This is a genomic window from Campylobacter concisus (assembly GCF_015230015.1).
Taxonomy (GTDB): domain Bacteria; phylum Campylobacterota; class Campylobacteria; order Campylobacterales; family Campylobacteraceae; genus Campylobacter_A; species Campylobacter_A concisus_AF.
Window position 1 is genome coordinate 1 of the sequence record NZ_JAAKZC010000001.1, and the last position, 24,455, is coordinate 24,455.

Consider the following 24,455-nt stretch of genomic DNA (forward strand, 5'->3'; position numbering starts at 1 on the left):
TTGTGCCACTACCAATTATTTTGCCATCTTTATCTTTTACTACTACTGGAGCATTTGGCTCATCTGAATGACCTTTTACAATTCCTTTGTCTGGGTTGCCATCTGCTGGGTTGTTTTCATCTACTGGAGTTACTTTAACGTCTTCAACTGTTGGAGGAGTTGTATCTGTGTAAACTGTATTACCAGCTGTGCCATCACCTTTACCTGTGTTGCCAGCTTTATCAGTTACTTCTACTGTTACTTTATCACCTGGTTTGATTGGATCAGTTGTAACTTCGAAATTTCCTTTGTCATCAGTTGTGCCACTACCAATTATTTTGCCATCTTTATCTTTTACTACTACTGGAGCATTTGGCTCATCTGAATGACCTTTTACAATTCCTTTGTCTGGGTTGCCATCTGCTGGGTTGTTTTCATCTACTGGCTTAATAGAATTTATAGTTACTACTGGAGCTGTAGTGTCGATGTAAAAACCTGTGCCACCGCCAGTGCCGCCATTATCTAGGCCGCCTCTTACGCCTGTTTCTGGGCTAGCAAAACCAAAACCACCCAACGAATTTATCGCACTAGTGCTAGCACTTATATTTGAGTAGTGTCCACCTTGTTCAAAACTAGCACTGCCAAGGCTAACGCCATCACCAGCACGGCCACCGCCAGTGCCGCCAGCTGCTGTTTCCTCTAAGTCGCCTAGATTTGCGCCATTTAATAAAGCTTTTTGAAGTGCCGCTACTTGAGCATCTCCGGCAGTTGCCTTTGGATCAAGTGTTAGCGTATCTTCGCCGATCATTGATAGCTCTTTTCCATTATTTGTTGCTATCACAACCTTAGAATCAGCTGAAGTTGTTTTTACACTCTCACCTTCATACAGGCTATCGCCAACTTTTAGTACTCTTTGGTTACCACTTTTATCTACCGCAATAACCTCAGCAGAACCTGATATAGACTTAATTGTGCCTAGTTTCTTTGCCATGTTAATTCCTTTAGGGCTAAATTAATTTTGGCATTATTTTATAACTATTTCAATGGAATGTAAATTGTACCAAAGTACAATATAGTTACATTTCTTTATTATATGTTACATTTATAGAATTTTTTGTAGTTATTAGGTGATATTTATATAACACTTATATAAAATTTAATTTTTATGTAAGAATTGATTAATGATATTTTAAGTTTTAAATGTTTTTATTTTATTGTACTAAATTTTAAAAGAATAATAGAATTTATAAAAAAATATTTGTAAATTTATAATAGAAAGAAATTTAGACCCAAGAAGGGTCTAAATTTTAATAATCGACGTGGATGTTTTCTTTTACATCGATATAAGCTGTAGTTGTGCCGTAATTCGCCTCATATCTTTCAAAGCCCTCTACTGCGTTAGCAGCAGATTTACTAAAGCCTTCAAGTTTTACTCCGCCACTTGCTTGAGTTATTTGAAGCAAATTATTACTATGTTCGTGTCCGACATCAAGCATATCAGCTATATCAAGAGCTTTTAGAGTGACCTTTTCATTGCTAGTAACCTTTAACTCTTCAAAGCTCTTAACCTTTGTAAAGTCTATCTGACCATCAACCAAAAGCGTATCGTGATCATAGCGACTTCTATTGTCTGAGTATCCACCAAGAATGCTAGTGCCACCCTCAAGCTTCATATCTTTAGATATAAAGACACTATCACTGCCATCCGATAGATCTATTTTAATATTAGTTAAGCTTCCAGATCTTAGCTCCAAATAATCTTTTGCATTTTCATGTCCACTCAAAATCCAGTTCGCATGGTGTTCAGCTGGCAAACCACTAGCTGATGCGTGAGTATCTTCAACTACCACATGCATTTCATTTATATAAGCCATGATATCTACATCTTTTAGGGTAGATGACTTTAAATTTATATCTGTATGATAAGTACTACCAAATGAAGGGACTCTACTGCCTCCATTTATTTCTACATTATCAAGGTTTGAGCTATCTATATTTATAGTACCTTTTGATGATCCTGCATAGATCGCACTTTTTTCTGCTGATGTTGTTGAGTTAATGTCAGTGTATTTGATATTTATAACGTCTTCATCGCCTTTAATTAATTCATTACCAACCAATTGGAAGGCACCATTAAGCTTATTAGCATTAGTGCTTATGTCAATATCTGTCATTTTTACATGATCAGCTTTTGTACCTGTTATATTTAAGATATCGCTGTTAATGCCAAGATAGATGGTCTCTTTGTTAAAAACGCCACCATTTATATTTATGACGTCATTGCCAAAGCCTGCATTGATCTCAACTTTTTCGTGTGTTCCGCCATTTATATTTATAGTATCGTTCCCATTACGGGTGTCGATAGTGACATTATTTAAATTTGAGCTCTTGATATCAATCTTATCTTTTCCAGTATTAGTTCTAATATCAAGCCAATTTAAATTTGAACTATTGATATTGACCTCAATGTCTCCAGAGTTACTATATACTTCACTAAAATAGATCTTACTAGGATCTTCTCCTTCTTTATGGCTTACAGTTGCATTGTTGAAATTTAATACATTATCTCCATTCTCACGAAAATCTACATCAAAGCGTTTGTCGTTGTGAAATTCGCTATTTACAGTTGTTATATGGTCATTATCTATGATACCACCATTATACGTATATTTAGCGTTATCTATACTAAATTCTAAGATGACACTCTCGCTGTAGTAGTGATTGTTTTCAACGCCCTTATCTGCATCTTTAAATAACTTTTCTTTATCCCATTGATGATAAAATATTCCACTATCTTCATCTTCAGATAAAAGCTTGCCTTCATTTAGCTCTTTATCGTCTATTACATTTGCACGAACAACTACTTTGTTGATATCGCCCGCTCTTAGACCTTTTATGACGCCACTACTATCTAGATCTATCCACTCTTTCCCGCCTATTGAGTACTGAATTTTATCGTAGTCTTTGCCGTAAGTCGCCTTGCCACTAAATTTAAGCTTTACATCGATTTTTTGATCCACATCAGCCTCTGCTACATCACCCCTTAGCTCAAATATTAAATTGTTATGTTCCCACATATTCGATCTTTCATGGTTTTCGATCTGAAAGCCTTGTTTGCCATATATGCCTATGTTTTTTACATATTTTGAGTCATATTCATGTATATATTCTGGCTCTGGATCAGGCGCAGGCTGTGGTTCAGGTGTCGGCTCTGGCTTAGGTTCTGGTTTTGGCTCAGGTTTAGGTTCTGGTTTTGGTTCTGGCTGAGGCTCAGGTTGTGGAGCTGGATTTACAGGCTCGACTGGTGTAGGCTCTGGCTTAGCACCAAGATCGACATTGATACCATCTTTTACATCTATATAGCCTTTTCTCGTATAAGATCTGCCATTTTCCTGAAAGCTAAAGTCGCCCTCATATCTTGTAAAGCCATCTTTTAGACCTCTTGCGTAGTCCGAAGGCTTAAAGCCTGCTAGCTCTACTCCACCAGCTGCCTCTGTGACTGTCAAGATATGTTTGCTATCGCCATTTTTAATGTCAAGCATATCATATAGCTCTTCTAGTTTTAGGCTGACCTTCTCGTTGCCAGTCACTTGTAGCTCTTCAAAGCTCTTAAATTTATCAAATTTAACATTACCGTCAATCACAAGCGTATCGGTTTCGTAGTTGGTGCCACCATTTATCGTAGTGTATCCATCAAGCTTCATAGCTTTTGAGACGACGACTTTATCTTCGCCGTTACCAAGATTAACAGTCATATCGTTTAAAGTGCCTGATCTTAGCTCTAAAGTATCATCTGTATCTGCAAAATTCCACTTTGTAGCATTTTCTGGGAAGTTGCCATTTACCTTTGTATCTTCAACTACTACGTGAGTTTTGTAGATAGTGTTGAGATTTACATCATCAAGAGTAGATGATTTTAAATTTAGATCGAAATTTAGTGGATTTCTATTTACATCGGTGCCTGTGTTGGTCTCTGTGCCTATGTTGATGCCCTTTAAAGTTGAGTTTTCAACATTTACGGTGTTGTTTTTTGATTCGGCGATGATGTGGTTGGCTGAATTTTTGTATGTTGAGTCCATCTCAGTATATTTGATATTTATCTCATCTCTATCGCCAGAGCCAGTTCTTAGGTACATATCTGTCATTTTTACATGATTATCTTTTGTGCCATTTAAATTTAATACATCGTTTCCGCTATCAAGCGTGAAGCCACTTTGATAAGGATCGGTGCCTATGTAAGTTCCGCCGTTTAAATTTACAGTATCGTTGTCTGCGCCAGTTTCGACGTGAAGTCTCTCGTGTCTTCCGCCATTTATATTTATGGTGTCATCTCCGCCTTGGGTGTTGATATTTAGCCAGTTTAAATTTGAATTGCTTGAGTTTATAATATCTACTCCATTATTTTTCTCACCATCACCAAAAACTATGTCACTAGGTATCTTTTTATTCTCATCACGGCTTATAGTTGCATTTTCAAAATTTAAAGTGTTATTGCCATTGTTTTTAAACGTAGCATCAAAGAATTTATCATTGTGAAATTCGCTTGTGATAGTAATGTTATGATCATTATCAACAATATAGCTATTTTTTGTGGCTTTGTTATCTCCTATGCTAACTTCTAATGAAACGCTCTCTTTAAAGTAGCCATTATTTTCTACGCCCTTATCTGCATCTGTGAAAATTTTCTCTGATAGATCAAGTGTGCCTTCGTTTTGATCGTGATCGTTTGCCACTTCAACACGAACGCTTACGTTGTTGATATCGCCTGCTCTAACGTCCTTTATCACGCCGCTTTTATCAAGCTTTTGCCAAGTTTTGCCACCATCAAGCGAGTACTCTGCGCCTTCATAGTCTTTGCCAGCAGTTGCATCTCCGCTAAATTTAAGCGTCACATCTACCTTTTTATCAGCGTCAGCCTGTGCTACTTCACCTTTTAGGTTGTACTCTAGGTATGATTTGTCGTCTGAGCTCTTTTCATAGCCAAATTCTGACTTGTTTTCAACCGAGATATTTTTAACTATATCTTTGCTCTCGTCAGGTTTTGGCTCTGGCTGTGGTTCAGGCTTAGGCTCAGGTTTTGGTTCAGGTTTTGGTTCAGGTTTTGGAGTTGGTTCTGGAGCAGGTTCTGGAGCAGGTTCTGGCTTAGGTTCTGGCTCTGGAGTTGGTTTCTCTGGCTCTACCGGCTCAACAGGTTTTGGTTCTGGTGCAGGAGCTGGCTGTGGAGCTGGGACCACGTCATCAGCTTGAGCGCTTGGTTGGCTAGAAGTGGCTGCTAAATTTTCACTCGCGCCACCCTTTACTTCAGAATTTGTAAGATGAGCTGCTGGCAAAATAGCTGCTAGCTCGCTAACTCTTGCTGTGACGTTTGAGCTCTCGTGGCCACCATGTTCAAACCTTGCATCACCAAGGCTCACGCCCTCTCCACCTCTGCCGCCACTATTTCCACCAGCGGCACTATCTTCTAAATTTGCTAAATTTTCACCTTTTAACAGGGCTTTTTGTATGGCTGCTGCCTCTTTATCTGAGCTAAGATCGCTATTTAAATTTAGCGTTTCCCCCTCTTTTAGCTCAAATTCCTTACCGTTATTTGATGTGATTATGACGTTTGCACCATTTGCTTTTACAACGTCGCCCTCATATATACTATCGCCCACCGCAACGACTCTTTCGTTGCCATTTTTGTCTATAACTACCACTTCCTTGGAGCCAAGAATGTTTTTAATAACACCTACTTTAACAGCCATCGCTGCCTCCTATAAAATCAATTTGACACATTATAAATATTTCTTTTAAATATAAAGTAATGTAAATATGATGTTAATTCTTAAGATTGCGCTGTTGCAGTGGGTTTTAAAATTTAAATTTTTGATAAATATAAGTAAGATCCCAAAAGGGATCTAAATTTAAAGATCGACGTGAATGTCTTCTTTTATATCTATATAGACTGTGCCTTGACGATCACTACCATCTGCTAAGTGCGTATTATAGGCACTTTCATATCTATGGTAGCCATTTTCTGCTCCGCTAGTTTCACTAAAACCATTAAGTTTTACGGTCCCATGCGCTTCACTAAATTTAACTACATTAGAGCCATTGTCTAAAATGTCACTCAAATGAGCCACATCATTGCCATTTAATGTCACATAAGCACCGCTCGTTACTTTTAATTCTTCAAAACCAGAGACCTTTGAGAAGTCGATATTATTATCAAGTACAAGCGTATCATAGCCCTTGCCACCAAATATTTGAGTATTATTATCTATATCTGTTCTTGTCATAGTTAAACTAACTGTATCATCTCCGCCACCTAGATAAAATTTAGAATTTTTTATGATAGCTGATGTCACATTTAAAGTATCATTTTGATTATCTGAGAAGTAAAATTCGTTATTTTTACCATGAAATTCTGAGTCGTCTATATGCATATTGACCTTGTTGTTTCTGCCGTCAAATTTAACGTCACCCATAAATTTTGGCCCAAGAAAATTCATATCAAAAAGCGGTGTGTGGTCTAAATTTGCGTGCGAGCCTTTTATATCTATCTCGCCGTCTCCACCGCACACTTTTATATTCATAGTGGTCTTTTCGCCGTCGTTTGCTTCGATAGTAGTGTGTCCGTTAAAGATAGTGTTGTCCATATTTAGCGTATCTACTTCGTTTGGATTTGTAAAGCTAGAAAGAGAAATTTTTGTATCACCAAAAAAGCCCACCCAGTCGGTATTTATAGTGTCATTTCCTCCGCCAAGCCTTATATCTGCGCCATTTTTGATTTCACATCTTTGGATATCTATGACATCGTTATCTAGACCTGTATGAATGGCAGCATTTTCCATCGTCGCACCATAAATTTTTACGCTATCATCGCCGTCATTTGTGTATAAAAGCGTATGATCTTTTATGCCGACGTTGTTTCTTATCTCTATCTCGTCGTTGCCAGCTCCAGCGTCAAATCTCAGCCCTCTAACCTCGATATTATCGTGAATTCTTAGCTTGTTGTCACCATCTCCTGCGTCTATCTTAGCATCATTTACGATAGATCTTGTCATATCGACTATATCGTTGCCATTGTCAAAACGCACATCATTTGCACTCGTGGTTGCGTCTGCGATGTTTAAAATTTGATCCTGCGCTTTTGGCCTTGCATCTGCCACCCTTCGTCCGTATAGCTCAGCAAGAAAATTCTTGGGCTCAAGTATCTCAAGCGACTTTACCTCCTCTATGATCCTCACGTGAGGGTCATTTTGCCCGCCATTTTGAATCACGCCACCACTTAAATTTAACCCCTCTTTGTCGGCTACTTCTACGCTCATATTAATCCTTTCTTAAAAAATTGACTTTTGGATTTTAATAAGCGTTTTTAAATCACATTGAAATATAAATTATATTGATTATCAAAAGAAATGCCTAAATTTAGGCTTTTTGTATAAAAAATTTTATTAAATGAAGCAAGGGGAGTTTAGACCCAAAAAATGGGTCTAAAATTTTATGCCAACAACTCATTTACATTGACATCTTGTATAGTAAGCGTAAATGTCTGACCGCCTTCATTTACGTTATATATATGGTTTCCATTGCTATCTATTGTAGAAGCATTTGCTACTTCAGCTGAGCCTTCCGTAAATGAGCCAACAAATTTATCACCTTTTACGATTAGCGATGTTGCACCTTCGCCACCGACATTTTTTATGAAGTTTGCGATATCTGAAGCATTGAAAAATGTAAAATGCTCATTAGCGTCTGACATATCAAGCACCTCAAAACCACTTATCTTGCCAGCATTTGTCGTATTAAATGATGCGTCATGAACTTTTAGCGTATCTATGCCGTCGCCTCCATTTATAGCAGTGCCATTTAGGCTTACATCCTTGCCAAGATCGACTAAGTCGCTACCGTCACCGCCTGAAAGGTAGGTGTTGGTTAGCGTCACGTTATCAGCTATATTGATAGTGTCGTTGCCTTTGCCTGAGTTGATGTTTGATGTATCGTAGTCATGCGCAGCTTCGCCTGCAGCTGGACTTAAATTTACACTTGATGTGCCAGTTAGATCAGCGTTGATATTTATCGTATCGTCTCCACCTTGAGTGAAAATTTTAACATCAGTATTATCATGAGTGCCAGCTCCGATAGTCACGCTATCGCCGTCATCTGCGGTATTTATGGTGACCCTTCTAAGCTCAGCGTTATCGATAGTCACGGTTTTTACGCCAGCATTTCCAACGCCTGCACCCTCTATGTTTGTATCAACTAGACCGGTAGCCTTTGCGACATTTAGCATTACGTTGCCATTTTCAAGCATGATGTTTGAATCCACCATAGAGACATCACCATCTACATTTACATGGTCATCTCCGCCATTTGTGTAGATGATAGCCTTGTCAAATGAGCTATTTCCAGAGACGTTAATAGTGTCATTTCCGCCGCCTGCACCGATATATGTGCTAAATCCATCATTTGAGATCATGGTAACATCTTTTAAATTTATCACATCATCGCCATATCCAGTCTCAATGGCAGCGTTGTTAAATTTAGCGCCAGTAACATCTATGCTGTCTCTATCGTCACTTACTCCAGCATCAGCTGAGCTAGTGTTTATCTTAGTGTTTGAAATTTCAGCGCCTCTTTCGATAGTTAATGTATCGCGACCTTTGCCCATCTCTATGTAGTTTGAGTGAATTCCAGCTTGGTTAGCTACTGGATTTGCTACGTGAGCTGGTGAGCTTATAGGGTCATTATGTGTGGCGCTATTATTTTTTATTTCAGTGCTGCCTTTGATAGTTAGGCTATCATTGCCCTCGCCTGTGTAGATATCCATAACATCTGCTTTGGTATCTTGAAGTACGATCTTATCATTGCCATTGCCACTTTTTATTTCAGAGTTATATATACCTGCACTGATGAAATTTAGCATATCACCTGTATCTGAATCGCCTGTATCGATATCAACTCTGCTGATACTTGCATCAGTAACATTTATAGTGTCATCGCCCTCACCTGTTTTTATAAAGCTATCAGTTCTGCTTCCTGCATACTCTGTCTCGTCAGTTGTTCCGTTATTAGTAACATAAGCATACATATCGCTTTTAATATTTACAGTGTCATTATCAGCACCAGTATCTATTTTGGTATTTTTTATAAGCTGATGATTATCGCTTTTTTCGATATTTACAGTATCGTTGCCACTTCCTGTTTTAAACAAGACATTGTCTAAAATCGTACTGCTAAGGCTTGGACCAGAATCATCTTTTATAGTAAATACATCATTGCCATCGTGGCTTGTAAATCTTGTATCTGTTATAACAGTTCCATTTATATTGAGTGTATCTTGATTTTTCTCTCCACCAGCGTTTCCAAGGTCTATCCTAGTACTTTCTACTACAGCATCTTTTCCGGTATTAAACACATCGTCGCCATCGCCCATTTTTATAACATCATTGGCATTTTCTTTTAGATCATATAACCCACTTGAAAAATAGACTTCCTCTTTGATAGTTATAGTATCATCACCATCTTTTGTGTCTATGATAGTTTTCATGGTGTTGCCATTGTCTGGGTCAGAATTTACAAGAGCAGGGTTTAAGCCCTCTGTAGATGCATCTATATTTTCTGTGATATTTATATTGTCATCATTATCAATGATCTTGCCCTCAGCCTCGCCAGATGTGATAGCAGCGTTGTTTGTAGTTACGCTAAGAGTTACGCCCTCTTTATAAACGCCGTAGTCTTTTATACCAGGAGCGATATTTGCGCCTAGATCCTCGCTGCTTGCGCCCTCGTTTTGGTTGCCAGCTGTTTGACCGTAGTCATCTATCACTTGCACTCTAACCTTTACATTTGCGATATCGCTTGGTGCCACACCACTTATCGTGCCGCCATTTTGTATCGCAGTCCAGCTATGTCCGCCATCAAGTGAATACTCCATAGCGTTTGAGTAGTCTCTGCCTGCACTTGCACCACTCAAATTTAGCGTTAGATCAGTAGGTGTAGTTGAGCTTGTAGCAGCCGATAGGCCTAGATTATAGACTAGATACTCGTTTGGAGTTGCCTCTCTTGCTTCGCCGTTACCATCAAGTGATACACTTAGTGCTACAGGTGTAGCTGGAGTTGCTGGAGTAATAGGGCTAACTGGAGCAACTGGAGTTACTGGTGCAACAGGGGTTGTTGGATTTGTTGGGTTTGCTGGGTTTTGCGGTGCAACACTATCGCCTTCGCCATTGTCGTTATTATCAGCATAACCGCCGATTGGGCTATTAAAAGAGTCAAAAGCTCTGTTTGCATCGGTTAAATTTCTAAAATTTTCATTGATATTTGCGTAGTGGCCGCCCTCAGCAAAGCTAGCAGCGCCTAGACTTATGCCATCTCCGCCAGCTCCACCAGCTGCTGCGTTACCACCAGCTGCTGTCTCTTCAAGATCTGTGATGTTTGCACCATTTAAAAGAGCATTTTGAAGTGCTGCGATCTCTGGGTTAGCACTTTGTGCGTTTGCCGCCTCTTTTGGATCAAGCGAGATAGTATCTTCGCCTACTATCGAGACTTCCTTGCCATCATTTGCAGCGATGACTACCTTCGCATCAGCCGAAGTTGTCTTTATACTCTCGCCCTCATACAAGCTGTCGCCAACTTTTAAAATTCTCTCATTTCCACTTTTATCGACTGCGATCACTTCAGTTTGACCTGAAATTGATTTTATACTTCCTAGTTTTGCTGCCATATTCATCCTTGTTAAATTTTTTGACGCATTTTAATGAATTTTATAATTCATGTATATTGTACCTAGGTACAATAAAGCCCTTAAATTCGGCATTTGTGACACATATATGACAAATTTACGTTATCAATTTATATGCTATTTTGATCAAAATAGACCAAATTTCATTTTATCCGTCTTATCTTTTAAGAGCAATTTAAATTTGACGTGTGATTTGCGTTATAAAACTTATTAAAAATTTTCTTTTAAATTTTGTAAAAAACTTTTAAAATTTTTGATACTTTAGATGTGATAAAATCCTCTCAAATTTTAAAAAAAAGGATCAAATTTGAGAAGCGATATTATCAAAAAAGGCTACACAAGAGCCCCACACCGCTCACTTTTACGTGCGACCGGGCTAAAAGACGAGGACTTTGCTAAGCCATTTATCGGCGTTGCAAACAGCTTTATAGAGATCATACCTGGGCACTTTTTCTTAAACAAATACGCTCAAATTTTAAAAGATGAAATTCGCAAAAATGGCTGTGTGCCTTTTGAGTTTAACTGCATAGGCGTGGATGACGGCATCGCGATGGGGCATAAGGGCATGCTATATAGCTTGCCTAGCCGCGAGATCATCGCAAATTCTATCGAGACCGTGATGAACGCGCACGCGCTTGACGCGCTTGTTTGTATGCCAAACTGCGACAAGATCGTCCCTGGCATGGTTATGGGCGCTTTAAGGGTCAATGTCCCGACCATTTTCGTAAGCGGTGGCCCTATGAGAAAAGGTCACACAAAAGATGGCAGGCCGATAGACCTTGCGACTGCGTTTGAGGCGGTTGGTAAATTTGAAACCAAAGAGATAGACGAGGCCGAGCTAAGAGATATCGAGTGCAACGCATGTCCAAGTGGTGGCAGCTGTAGCGGTATGTTTACGGCAAATTCTATGAACACACTTTGCGAAGCGATGGGCGTAGCACTCCCTGGCAACGGCACTATCCTAGCACTTACTCCAGAGCGTGAGGAGCTCATCAGGCAAGCTGCTCGCAGGATCTGCCAGATCGCCCTTGATGAGAAATTTAAGATAAGAAACATACTAAATGAAAAGGCGATCCGCAACGCGCTTGTCGTTGATATGGCGATGGGTGGCAGCAGCAACACCGTCCTTCACATGCTAGCTATCTCAAGAGAAGCTGGCGTAAATTTAGACATAAAAGAGCTAAACAAGATCAGTCAAAACATCGCTCACATCGCCAAGATCAGCCCAAGCTTGCCAAACGTGCACATGGAGGATGTCGGCAGAGCTGGCGGTATGAATGCGGTGATAAAAGAAATTTCACGCAGAGACCACGGCATGCTAAATTTGGACAATCTAACAGTTAGCGGCGAAACTTTGGGCGAGCGCGTAAAATCTAGCGACATCAAAGATGAAAGCGTCATCCACAAGGTGGAAAATGCCTATTCTCAGGTCGGCGGACTTGCCATTTTGTTTGGAAATTTAGCCGAGCAAGGCTGTGTCATCAAGACAGCTGGCATCGTTGGCGAGCGTAAATTTAGTGGCAAAGCGGTCTGCTTTAACTCACAAGATGAAGCCATAGCTGGAATTTCAAGCGGTAAAGTGGATAAAGGTGACGTCGTCGTCATACGCTACGAAGGCCCACGCGGAGGCCCTGGCATGCAAGAGATGCTAAGCCCTACCTCACTCATCATGGGACGAGGCCTTGGCGCGGACGTGGCACTCATCACAGATGGCCGCTTTAGCGGGGCGACAAGGGGTCTAAGCATCGGCCACGTAAGCCCAGAAGCAGCTGAAGGTGGCATGATAGGCTTGCTACGAGACGGCGACATCATCGATATAGACGTCGATAAATACGAGATAAACGTTCGCCTAAGCGAAGCTGAGATCGCAAAGAGAAGAGCAGAATTTAAGCCAGTCGATAAGGCACTAACCTCTCGCTGGCTAAGGCAGTATCAAAAACTAGTCACAAACGCAAGCAACGGAGCGATACTAGAGGCGTAGTTTCAAAATTATCAAATTTAAGCCTAAATTTTAGGCTTAAATTTACTTCGCTCCATGCCAAAGTAGGCGGTTTTTGCCTAGCTTTGTGTCGATACTCTCTTTTATAATCTCACAAATATACTCTTTTGAAAGCCCTATGGCCTCCTCCAAGCTCTTGCCCTTTGCAAGGTAGCAAGCAAGTGCGGTTGAGAAAGTACAACCAGTGCCGCTCATCACAAGCGGACTAGCAAGTGGAGTTTTGAAATTTTGCAGCGAGCCATCTTTTCTATAAAGCGTATCTATGCTGCTATCCTCACTTACATGTTTTTTCACGATGATATCGCAAGGCAGATCTTTAAAATTTCCACCAAAAAGGACATTTGCCTCGTCTAAATTTGGCGTGGCGACGGTGGCAAGCTTCATTAGCTCTTTTAGCTTCTCTACTGCGCTATCTTTTATGAGCTTGTGGCCGCTCTTTGAGACGCAGACTGGATCAAGCACGATCTTGCACTTTTGAGTGAGCAAAAAATCATGCACAACGTCCATTATCTCCTCGCTAAATAGCATGCCGATCTTTATGGCATCAAAGCTAAATTCCTCAGCAAGCGTGCTAAGCTCGTCTTTAACAAAGCTAGGCTCAAGACAAACTACGCTTTTTATCGCGTCTGTGGTCTCAGCAACTAGCGAAGTGACCGCCGTTGCGCTATAACAGTTTAGCCTAGCGCATGTCTTTATATCAGCCTGAAGTCCTGCTGTACCGCTATTGCAAGAGCCTGCGATGATTAAAATTTTTTTCATCGGTTTCCTTTTGTAAATTTTGGCTTATTATAGGGGATATTAGTTAATTTTTAGGATAAGAAATTTGAGCCAAGAGGCTCAAAATTTATGAAAGTTTATTTAGATCGTTGTCGATCTCGATATATATCGTAGTTGCGTCAAAATTTGCATGCTCGTAAGAGTTATCTACTTTTGGCTCGTTTGAGTCAGTTAAAACGTCATCATTTGCGCTATGCTTGTCCGCTAAATTTTCACTGCTCTCGTGACTAATAGAGCTTTTTGCAAACATATCTTCTACTTTTTCATTCATCTGATCAAGTATCTCAGCGTAGTTTTCTCCAAGAAGCGCTCTAAAAAGTGCGTCAGTATCGATGCTATTTTCAGCGCTAGTATCAGCACTTACCACACTACTATCAAGCCATATCGTGTCATATCCATTTAGTGATATATCGCTACCATCCACTGCAGTGATAGTCACGCTCGCACTTTGACTCTCACCTTTTATACTCTCTCCGATATAAACCTCATCATCTACGTTTAGAACTCTTACACGGTCGTTTTTATCTATCGCTATAACATCAGATGTGACGCTTTTTACCTTGCCGGCTACAGCTGCCATCTTTATTCCTTATTTTATTTTTTTGTTTATTCTAGTGTTTTTTATTAAATTTGTATATTGTACTTTGGTACAAAGATGGTTTTAAGAGCGTTTTTTAAGAGTAAAAATAGGAATTTTAAAAGAGAAATTTGGGCTAAAAAGCCCAAATTTTATACAAGTTGTTTGTTTATATCGTTATCGACATCTATGAAAATAGTTGTCGGAGTGGCTGAGCTTGTTTGACCTTCATATCTTGTATATCCAGCTTCGACACCACTTTGATCTCTAGCCTCAGTAAATCCTTTTAATGAAACGCTATCTTTGCTGTCGCCACTTATTTTTAAGATAGTACTTACATCATCAGTGATGCTAAATACATTATCCGCTTTTAAATTTAGTAGCTTAACAGTTTGGTTGTCATTGCCATGCTCATCCATGCCAAGCTGGATCTCTTCAAAATTCTTGATCGCATTATTTAAAGATTTATTGTCTATCTTATCAAAGTCGATAGTGCCATCCTTTGCCATTGGACGCATGATAAGCGTATCTGTACCCTCTCCGCCATCTAGACTTTGAGATAGAGCTGCTCTTGGATTATCAAAAGTAAATACAACCTTATCATTGCCAGCGCCAGCATTTACTAGATCGCCTTTGTTCATGCCATCATAGCCACTTCTGCCAGCGTCGATGTAGTCGTTACCACTTCCTGTGGTTATGACGTCGTTGTTGTCGCCAGTGATGATTACATTGTTGCCATTGCCTGTGCGAATTTCATTTTCACCGCGTCCTGCGTTGATCACGTTGTTTCCATCTCCAACGGTTATGATATCGTTGCCCTCAGTCGTTGTGATAACGTTATCGTTGTTGTTTTCTGCAACTACTCTTGTATTTTTAGCGATATCAGAAACTTGCAAATAGACATCACTTGCTTTTACATCGCCGTTAAATACTGCTTCGAAATTTCCATTGTCATCAAGTTTTACAGAATTTGCAGTTATGATGTGTCCATCAGCATCTCTTAAAGTGATACTATCTTTTAGAGCTATGCCTTTTACCGCCTCTTCAAAGTGTTGTTTTAGCGTGTAGCTTGCACCAACACCATTTTCACTTAAATTTCCACTCCATGTGGTTTTATTTGCCGCTGCGTCATAGCTTAAATGTGAGTTATTTATAGTTGCGGCTGTTGCATCGATAGTAAATTGAATAGAGTTGTAAAGCAGCTCATCTCCACCTTGATATTTACCATCGATAGAAATTTTATAAACACCATCAGCCATCTTGCCATTGCCATCAAGTCTGTTGTTATAGCCTGTAAGCCTGTCATAGTGATCAGGTGTTACATTGCCTATCGGTTTTTCTATCGCTTGAGACAATAGAACTTTTGAAACGCCTGTATCAACGTTAGTTGCTACAAATCTAACATCACCAGTGCCCCATGTTATGCCTCTACCGCTATTTAAAAACTCGCTTACAGTTTGATTATTGCTAGCATTACCAGCTGTTGCATCTTCTGGGATCACAGCTCTTAGGTATGGGATAGCGTCGTTTGAGACGATCCTTGAGCCATCAGCTCTAAAGCCACTCTCACTCATATCCATAGTACCCCACAACTTCTCAGCTGAGCGGTTATTTGCATTTGTAGTTGTGTCGTTGCCGTTTTCAAACTGCGTCATAGTTGGAACTAAAATTTCATTTACATGAGTATATTTTGTACCAGCTTTGTCAGTCATCTCAACTTCTATCTTATCGCCTAGCTTTATCTTGTGATCGTACTCAAAGCTTAGCACACCATTAGTTGGCTTAGTAGTGCCAACAGAGATGATCTCGGTAGTTCCGTCTGCCTTGACCACTTTTATGCTCTCGATCTTATCGCCATCTTCGTAGTTTTTGAGGTTAAATTTAAGCGTATGGTGCAAGCCCTCGCTATCATTTTCGATGATCTTGATGTTTTCTATAGTAACTGGAGTCTTATCAACTACAAATTCGCTAACTATCGTGCTCTTGTCGCCATTTGCAAAGATCGCAGTTGCTTTGATGTTATATTTGCCGTCATTTAGTTCATTAGATGTGACTTCAAATTTACCATTTGCAAATTCACTTTGACTAAGCTCTTTTGTAAATACTTTATGTCCATCTTTGTCAAGCACAGTGATGACCGCTTTAGTTGCACTGCTATCTATGCTGCCTGTAAATGTCGGAGTCTTATCGCTTAGTACTGGTAGTGGCGCATTAGATGAAAATTTATCAGTTTGAGCGATGTCATCAGTTGTATATTTATAATATTTAGTTGCATCGTTTATACCTGTATTTGTATTTGCACTTACACTGCTTGCATCATCATCGGTCGCATCTATTAGGTCTGTAGCGACATTATTTAGTTTAGTTGATTTTGCCTCTGCCTCGTTGCCTACAAGGTCGCTAACTTTAGCTGTGTATGTCGCTTTTGTATCGCTTGTTTTAAACTCAACCTCGTATTTACCGTCTTTTACAACTGCTGTATGGCTCTCGCCGGTGCTTGATGTCACAGTTACGATCTGTCCATCTTCTACATTATCCACAGTTCCTGTGATCTTTTGAGTTACTTTATAGACATTTCTTGTTACTGTATCTACGTAACTGTCAAAGTCGGTTGAATTTAGTTTTATGCCACTTGCCTCTGAGCCAAGTATGCTCTCAGGTCCGCCATCTTTTGAAACTGTTAGTTTTAGCTTGCCCCAATAGATGTAGTTTGCATAGCTCATATCAAAGTCGTAGTATCCTGCTTTATCAACGTGTAAAGTTGTAACTGTAGCTCTATTTTCTGAGTGGATAGTGTCATAATCGACCATTGTAACGCCATCAACCTTAAATCTCACGCTATCGTCAGTGCCTTTTGCGTCAAATTTATAGTCCCCTGGCTCAAGATACATAGTGCCTTTTAAATTTACCATCGCACCAGCTGTTGTGTTTTTGCCATTAGGAGCATCTCTTAGGGGATGAATATCGCTACCTTTTGCATTGTCGATGAAGTACTCAAGTGCTCTAAAATTTGGAGCTACCCACTCACTATTTGGAGTTACTACATTACCATCAAGATCGATCTTGCCGACCATATTGTGAGCACCGTCAAGTCCTGAGACTGTTCCTGCGTCGTTATCAGTGTTATCCCTATCTCCACCTTTACCTTGTTGGAAATTTAGCTCTTTTGCTTTAAAGCTCGCCCAAGGTTTAGTATTATTTGTATAGTATTCTATAAAGTCATTTTGTTTCATATGATCATGAGCGTATGTTGTATTATTAAAAGCATAAGGTCTTAGCTCAGTGCCACTTACGCCTGGCTCATAGATGTGGTTAAACCAGAAATTTCCTTTTAGTCCCTCGCTCATCTCAGACTCTTTTACAAGACTCATCTCAGTTTCAACGTTTATAGTTATTTTTGCAACTGTATCAAGTACAAAGCTACCACTATCAGTTGCTGTTTGGCCATCTCTTCCTGTAGCTGTTATCTCTACTTTATAATCGCCATCATGGCTACCATTTACGCTTAACTCATCAGTTGTAAATTTAAATTTACCATCAGCATAGTCGCTTGGATTTAGAGTTTTTGTAAAGACTTCGTGTCCGTCCTTGTTAAGCACGCTAACAACCGCTCTTACAGCAGCTGGATCTACTGTGCCGCTAATAGTTGGAGTAGCGTCATTTGTGCGAGGTACGCTTGGTGCATCTAGGCTGTAGTCGCCTTTTATAGTGCCAAAATCATCAGTTAAAGTTTTGATATCAACACTAATTGGAGGTATGACTGGTGAGACAGGAGTTACTGGAGTAGGTGGAGTGGACGGTGTAACTGGAGTAGGTGGAGTTACAGGTGTAGCTGGTGAGACAGGAGTTAAATTGCCTGTATCATTGCCGTCATTGTAGCCACCGATTGAGTTCTCTGGAGTTTGAAAAGCCCTACTTGAATCAGGTAAATTTCTATAATCATCAGTAATGTTTGAATAGTGTCCACCCTCAGCAAAGCTCGCTGCACCAAGACTAACGCCGTCTCCACCAGCGCCACCACCAGTATCTCCACCAGCTGCAGTCTCTTCAAGGTCTGTGATGTTTGCGCCATCAAGAAGTGCTTTTTGGATAGCGCTTACATCAGCTACACTATCGTCACCAAAGCTCTCATTGTGAGCTACACTCTTGTCTAAATTTAGGGTATCTTTTCCGATGATCGCAATGTCTTTGCCATCGTTTGCAGTTATGACTACTTTTGAGTCAATATCAGTTGTCTGTATAGTCTCACCAAGAAAAATTTCATCGCCTACTTTTAACACTCTTTGTGTGCCGTCCTTTGCAGTTGCGATTACAGTTGCGCCTTGTGAAATGCTTTTGATTATACCAATCCTTGCTGCCATATCATGTCCTTATTAAAAAATTTCGTGTATTGTAATATTTTTTTAAAGCTTTGTATATTGTACTATGGTACTAAAATTTGAAATTTTGTAAGAATTTGCCCTAGTTTTGGGAGACTAGGGCATGAAATTTGATTAGGAAATTATTTCGTCTTTTACTTCGATAGTAAATGTATTGGTGCCAGAAGTTGCCGTAAATGTTGTATATCCACCGCTTGACACACCTGGGCCAAAATCACTACTCATATGTACATGATCGCCACTTTCGCCATCTATCCTAAGAGTGCGGTTAGCGCCGTTGCCATTTGTGATATTTAGCACGTCATTTATAGTTAAATTTAGCGTTACGTTGTTTTCACTGCCACCAAGAGTAATTTTCTCAAAGCCAGCTACCTTGCTAAAGTCGATATTTCCAGCAAGATCTAGCGTATCAGTGCCTGCACCACCTTGGATAACGATACCCTTATGCTCTTTATGCCCAATACCACCAGAAGTAGTCCAGCCATCTGCATTTATCTCTGCGTCCTTGCCGATATGTATTATGTCGTTGCCATTACCTAGATCAATAGTACTTGAGCCATCCCAGTATGTACCACCAGCATGTTTTAAACTACCATTTAAATTTACAACGTCATCGCCATCGCCCATTTTTATGGTAGTGCTTTTTAGCTCAGCGCCTTTGTCGATACTTATCGTATCGTCGCCATCACCCATGTTTATGCTAGAGAACTGAACGCTTTTATATCCATATTTTTCATGTGTTCCGCCAAATTTAGTTTCGCTACCGATATTTATGGTGTCATTGCCAGCGTCAGTATTTATAGTGATGGCACCAGCTACGTTTTTGCCTTCAAAATTTATAGTGTCATTGCCACCTCTTGTATCTATATCGGCACTACTTGAATCCTCAAGGTTATTTAAGATGTTATTACCTTTAAAATTTATCGTATCATTACTTTCGCCATAGCTAGTTACCCACACACGAGTTTTAGCTGTTAAATTTGATATATCAGCTGTAAAATCAACACCTGTTTTATTACTAAAGCCCGCTTGACCTATGCTTATGCCGTCAGCTATAACGTGAGCTGAGCTAAATGATCCGGTTTCATAGTGGCTATTGCCATCGTTATTGCCCTTTACTTCAAGTAGATCTTTTGCATAAGCTGTAACGCTCTCACCTTTGTTATTATCTAGTTTTAGGCTTTGATATCCTAACACTGCATCTTGTGACTCTCTATTTAAATTTACATTTGTTAGCGTAGAGTTTGATATCTCCATAGTATTTACATCTCTTGCCTCAGAGTATCTATCGCTAGTATCTACCCAAGCATCTGTCATAGTTATATTGTTTGCTTTAAAGGTATTGCTACCAGTATCCATCAGGATATTTACTCTTTCTATCCTCACACCATCTTTTACATTTACCACATCATCGCCGTCACCTGTATGTATCTGGTTATCGTTGTACCAGCTATTGTGTATGCTAGGGTCTATAACTTTAAATGTTTCTTTACCAAGGATATTTGCATTGATATTTAAAGTGTTGTTTCCTGCTTCATCATGAGCGCTATTGCTTGAGCTAGGTGTGTATGCGCCAAGGTTGATGTTGGCTTTGAATATAGTAAGATCAGCATTGATATTTACTACGTCATCGCCTCTACCAAGGTTTATAGTAGTGCTATTATAATGTCCAAGAACGCCGCCTACGCTTGCTGTGTTTTTAGTACCGCTTATAGTGACCTCTTTATCAAAATTTACTACATCGTTGCCAGAGCCAGTATCTAAGTGCAAATTCTCTAAATTTGCCTTTATGCTGACCGTATCATCGCCATCATTTGTATTTAAATTGGTATGGTTTGCGATATTTCCTTTGATATCTTTATTTAGCTCGATGTTGTCGTCGTTGTCTATGATCTTGCCTTCAGCCATATTTGCATTAGTTGTTGGTAGCAAATATCTGCTGCTTGGCGTAACGCTTAGTTTTACACTCTCTTTAAACACAGCAAAGTTATCAACCATATCAGTTTTTTGTACGTTGTCGATAGTCATACCTTGAGGGCCAGTATTGTCACCTTCGTTTTGGTTGTGATGTAGCGGGCCTTTTGTAGTGTCTTGTCCGTCGTCGTCAAGCACTTTTATCCTTACTTGCACTTTTGAGATATCCTCTACGTTTACGCCTGGTATTGTGTTGTTGGTATTTAGAGTTACCCAACTTCCAGCAGCGCCGTTATTTAGCGAGTACTCGATCAAATTTGCGTAATCCTCTCCTCTAGTGCCGCCTATGAAATTTAGAGCAAGGTCTGTTGTCTCGCCACTTGGGCTTACCGGAGTGCCTGATAGACCTAGTTTATAAACAAGATAGTGTCCGCCCTCGCCGTTTGCTCCAGCGCCGCTCTCTCTCACTTCGCTATTAGCTGGGTCCATACTGGTAGTCACCTCAACAGCACCTGGATGTGGTGGAATGACTGGTGGGTTTGCAGGTGAAGGGGTGCCTGGGGTTACGGTGACGCCAGGAGTACTTGGTGTGCTCGGAGTTGGTGGTGTTGGTGGTGTGCTTGGAGTACTCGGCGTGACAGGTGTAACTGGTGTACTCGGAGTTGGTGGTGTGCTTGGGGTACTTGGAGTGACAGGTGTAACTGGCGAGATAGGAGTTGTCGTATCTGCATCTGTACCTGCATCGTTATAACCACCTATTGAGTTTTCTGGTGTTTGAAAAGCTCTATTTGCGTCGGTTAAATTTCTATAATTTTCATTGATATTTGAGTAGTGGCCGCCCTCGGCAAAGCTAGCAGCACCTAAACTTACACCATCTCCAGTAGCGTTGCCACCGCCTTGGTTGCCACCTGCTGCAGTCTCTTCAAGATCTGTGATGTTTGCGCCATTTAGCAAGGCTTTTTGGATAGACGCGATCTCTGGGTTGTCACTAAGTGCGTTTGCCTCTTTGTCTAGGCTCAGGCTTTCGCCATTTTGCAAGCTCACCTCTTTGCCGTCATTTGCTGCGATCACTGCTTTTGCAGAGCCATTAGCCTTTATAGTTTCGCCTTCAAAAATGCTATCACCCACCTTTAAGACTCTTTCGTTGCCACTTTTATCAACAGCTACGATTTCACCGCCTAGGATGTTTTTGATAACGCCTAACTTTTGCATCTTAATGCCTCCCTTTGGATTTTATTGATCTATATCAAGATTTTAGCTAAGAAAAAAATTTAGTTATATTGTACTTTGGTACAATACCCTTAAGAAAAGCCTAAGTTTAGGGGTTAATAATGTTTAAATTTTTTATAAATGTATGAAATTTTAGATTTTAAAATGCCATAAAATTGAAAATTTTAAGCTTTTGTTCATCAAAATGGCACGGTAGTTGATAAAATAACCCAAAAATGTCACTAACTAAATTTCGTTTTTAACGCGTTTATTCTTAATCAAAAAAGCCTTTATATCGCCTTTTAGTTGCTAAATTTAGGCTTTTAAAGCTCAAAATGTTTTTTATTTATAACTAACATAAATTTATCCCAGTTTGTGACATAAATTTTCTTAAGTTTATCTATCAAATTTTGCAAATTTTTATCTCTTTTTCTATAAATTTTAGCCTATAGTGACATAAATTTATCACTACTTTTAAGATATTCTTAGATAAATATATTAGTTTTATTATTTTGAATTTATACTTTTTAGCTCTTGGCGACTAAGATATACCCGCTCTCGCTGATGTTTTTAAATTTCACGCCAAGCTCGCGTTTTAGGCGCAGTACGACGTTTTGTATAGCAGCCTTGCTCACCTCAGTGCTCTCATAGACAAACTCCTCTATCATCTCGTAGGTAACGAGCTTATTTAGGTTGTAAGCAAATAGCCAAAATATCTTATTTTGCAAAAAGCTAAGGTATAGCTCGCTGCCGTTTTTATAAATTTTCTCTCTTTTTAAATTTATACTCACCTCATCACTTAATCGCACTAGCTTCTCATCTCGCTCGAAGCTTAGGCTTATTAGCATCGATCTAAGATCCTTTATATCGATAGGTTTTTTCAAAAACAAGGTCGCACCCTGCTCATAACTCTTTATCAAATTTTCATCGCTGTCATACGAGGTAAAGACGATAAATTTCTGATGAGGTTTTAGCTTTTTTATCTCATTCATCATCTCAAAGCCATTAAGTACTGGCATGTGGATGTCGCTCATCACGATGTCAAAGCCATGTTTTTTAAATTTCTCCAGCCCATCTTGTCCATCTTTTGCGCCTACGACCTGACCGCAGTATGGCTTAAGCCCTGTGATGATTAGCTCCCTTGCCATCTCATCATCTTCTACTACTAAGATAGATACTTTTTTTAAAATTTCTAGGGCCTCTTGCATTTTAGTCCTTCAAATTTGTTTCAAAACATAGCTCAAAGAGCGTTGGTTTCGCGTTATTTACGAGCCTTAGGTCGCCATTTAGCTTCTCACGTGCGAGCTTTTTAGCAAAGTAAAGTCCTATGCCATTTCCTTGTTTTTTTGTGGTGTTTAGCCATGTGAAAATTTTCTTACTCATCTCGTAGCTCACGCCGCCGCCATTATCGTAAACGCCGATGTAGCACTTATCTTCAAAGCTTCTAAATTTAAGCTCTATGACGCGCTTTAGCGGCTCATCTTTGTAGCTCTCAACTAGTGAGTCCTTTGCGTTGTGGATTAGGATTAGTAAAATTTGCTGGATGATGTTTTCTATTTGGCAGACTTTCATCTCTTCAAATCCACTAAATTTCACGCTCACATTTGCACGGCTAAGCTCTGTGTGCATAAGTGTTATTAAATTTCTAACACTTGTTTGGATGTCAAATTCACTCACATTTTCAGCGCTTTTGTAAAAATTTCTAAAAATTTCGATTGTTTTTGAAAGAAGCTCGATCGAGCTTTGCCCTTTTTTTAATAAATTTAAAAGCTCCTCATCACTTAGCTTGCCCTCTTTTTTTAGCATTATCGCCGAGCTTAGCATAAGTTTTAGCGAATTTACTGGCTGGATGAACTGATGACTTATGCCACTTATCAGCTCCCCAGCCTCGCTCATCTTGGCTCTGTGCGCTAGCAAGGTCTCATACTCATCTTGCACCTTTTTTATCTTGTTATACATAAAGTTGTGCAGGCTATTTGCCAAAAATGCAAGTGCAACGAAGGCAAAGAGTAAATTTAGGGCGTTTTTTAGCGCCTCTCTTGTCATGGCTAAAATTTCTTCTTCGTTGTTTGTGCCAGCTCCGATAAACCAGTTCATCGTCGGTATCTCGGCTACTTGGATCAAATTTTGCCCTATCTTTAAGCTGGTGATGTCCTCATCTTTTAAAAATATCTCTTTAAATTTCTCCTCGATCTCTCTTTTAAGCGTCGCATCAGCCATCGATGTGAGGATCTCACCGCTGTGAGTTACCAAAAATGAGTAAGAATTTGGCGCAAGGCTAAAGTTTTTGATGCTATCAAAGATAGTGCCTATTCGCACGACGCCACAAAGTGCCGCCTCAAATTTATCATCCTTTTCAACTGGCACGCATAAATTTAAAGTAGAGTCCTTTAAAATTTTGTGATTTTGCATGAAATTTACGCTTGGGGCATTTGTATTTTTTGTCTCGACATACCAGATAAGCCCCGCTCGCTCACGCTTTGACATCACCTCTTCTGAGATCTTTTGCCCATCTACAAAGATCTCGCCATCCTCTCTTAGAAGCTGCATGAGATCAAATTCTTTTGCATTTTCTTTAAAGAGCTTTATGAAATTTGCCACCTTAGCATCGTCATCTATGATGCCAGAGTTTTGGATAAATTTTGACGCACGGACGAGTGAATTTAAGCGCTCATCAAGCCAAATTTGAAAGTTGCTAACGATGTTTTTGCTAACTGCGATGTTGTTTTTATCTGATAGTTCGATGATCTTTTCTTTTGCATTGTTATAGCTGTTTAGCCCAAGAAGCACGACAAAGAGGCTTGCTAGCAAGATGATCGCATAAATTTTAATATTTTGTGATTTTAAATTAATACCCATGCGCGCAGTATATCCTAAGTTAGCCCAAAAATAGGG

Annotated in this window: 11 protein-coding genes; 1 reads left to right on the forward strand and 10 read right to left on the reverse strand. The window is 39.7% G+C overall.

Features of this window, described 5'->3' with window-relative positions:
• The 4 genes from G6W42_RS00005 to G6W42_RS00020 form a co-directional block, all read right to left on the reverse strand.
• Nucleotides 1-970, reverse strand: a 970-nt coding sequence (locus G6W42_RS00005) for a retention module-containing protein (protein ID WP_194172451.1), incomplete at its 3' end; no start/stop codon positions are given.
• A 316-nt stretch (nt 971-1,286) separates the two neighbouring features.
• On the reverse strand, nt 1,287-5,723 hold the full coding sequence (locus G6W42_RS00010; RefSeq protein WP_194172452.1) for a hypothetical protein: 4,437 nt from the start codon (nt 5,721-5,723) through the stop codon (nt 1,287-1,289).
• Between the two features lie 159 nt (nt 5,724-5,882).
• Complete coding sequence (locus tag G6W42_RS00015; RefSeq protein ID WP_194172453.1) at nt 5,883-7,289, reverse strand: hypothetical protein; 1,407 nt, start codon at nt 7,287-7,289, stop codon at nt 5,883-5,885.
• Nucleotides 7,290-7,462: 173 nt separating this feature from the next.
• On the reverse strand, nt 7,463-10,687 hold the full coding sequence (locus G6W42_RS00020; protein ID WP_194172454.1) for a retention module-containing protein: 3,225 nt from the start codon (nt 10,685-10,687) through the stop codon (nt 7,463-7,465).
• Between the two features lie 325 nt (nt 10,688-11,012).
• Between G6W42_RS00020 and ilvD the strand changes: the two genes are divergently transcribed.
• The gene (gene ilvD, locus G6W42_RS00025) at nt 11,013-12,686 is read left to right on the forward strand and encodes a dihydroxy-acid dehydratase (protein ID WP_194172455.1); all 1,674 of its coding nucleotides are present in this window, start codon (nt 11,013-11,015) and stop codon (nt 12,684-12,686) included.
• 42 nt (nt 12,687-12,728) lie between these two features.
• Here ilvD and G6W42_RS00030 read toward each other — a convergent pair whose 3' ends face one another.
• The 6 genes from G6W42_RS00030 to G6W42_RS00055 form a co-directional block, all read right to left on the reverse strand.
• The gene (locus G6W42_RS00030) at nt 12,729-13,463 is read right to left on the reverse strand and encodes a hydroxymethylpyrimidine/phosphomethylpyrimidine kinase (RefSeq protein WP_194172456.1); all 735 of its coding nucleotides are present in this window, start codon (nt 13,461-13,463) and stop codon (nt 12,729-12,731) included.
• Between the two features lie 85 nt (nt 13,464-13,548).
• Complete coding sequence (locus tag G6W42_RS00035) at nt 13,549-14,061, reverse strand: hypothetical protein (RefSeq protein WP_194172457.1); 513 nt, start codon at nt 14,059-14,061, stop codon at nt 13,549-13,551.
• A 149-nt stretch (nt 14,062-14,210) separates the two neighbouring features.
• Nucleotides 14,211-18,419, reverse strand: coding sequence for a hypothetical protein (locus tag G6W42_RS00040; protein ID WP_194172458.1), 4,209 nt, complete (start codon nt 18,417-18,419; stop codon nt 14,211-14,213).
• A 132-nt stretch (nt 18,420-18,551) separates the two neighbouring features.
• On the reverse strand, nt 18,552-21,563 hold the full coding sequence (locus tag G6W42_RS00045; protein ID WP_194172459.1) for a retention module-containing protein: 3,012 nt from the start codon (nt 21,561-21,563) through the stop codon (nt 18,552-18,554).
• 524 nt (nt 21,564-22,087) lie between these two features.
• Nucleotides 22,088-22,768, reverse strand: coding sequence for a response regulator transcription factor (locus G6W42_RS00050; RefSeq protein ID WP_194172460.1), 681 nt, complete (start codon nt 22,766-22,768; stop codon nt 22,088-22,090).
• Between the two features lies 1 nt (nt 22,769).
• Complete coding sequence (locus tag G6W42_RS00055) at nt 22,770-24,419, reverse strand: sensor histidine kinase (RefSeq protein WP_194172461.1); 1,650 nt, start codon at nt 24,417-24,419, stop codon at nt 22,770-22,772.
• Nucleotides 24,420-24,455 lie beyond the last annotated feature (36 nt).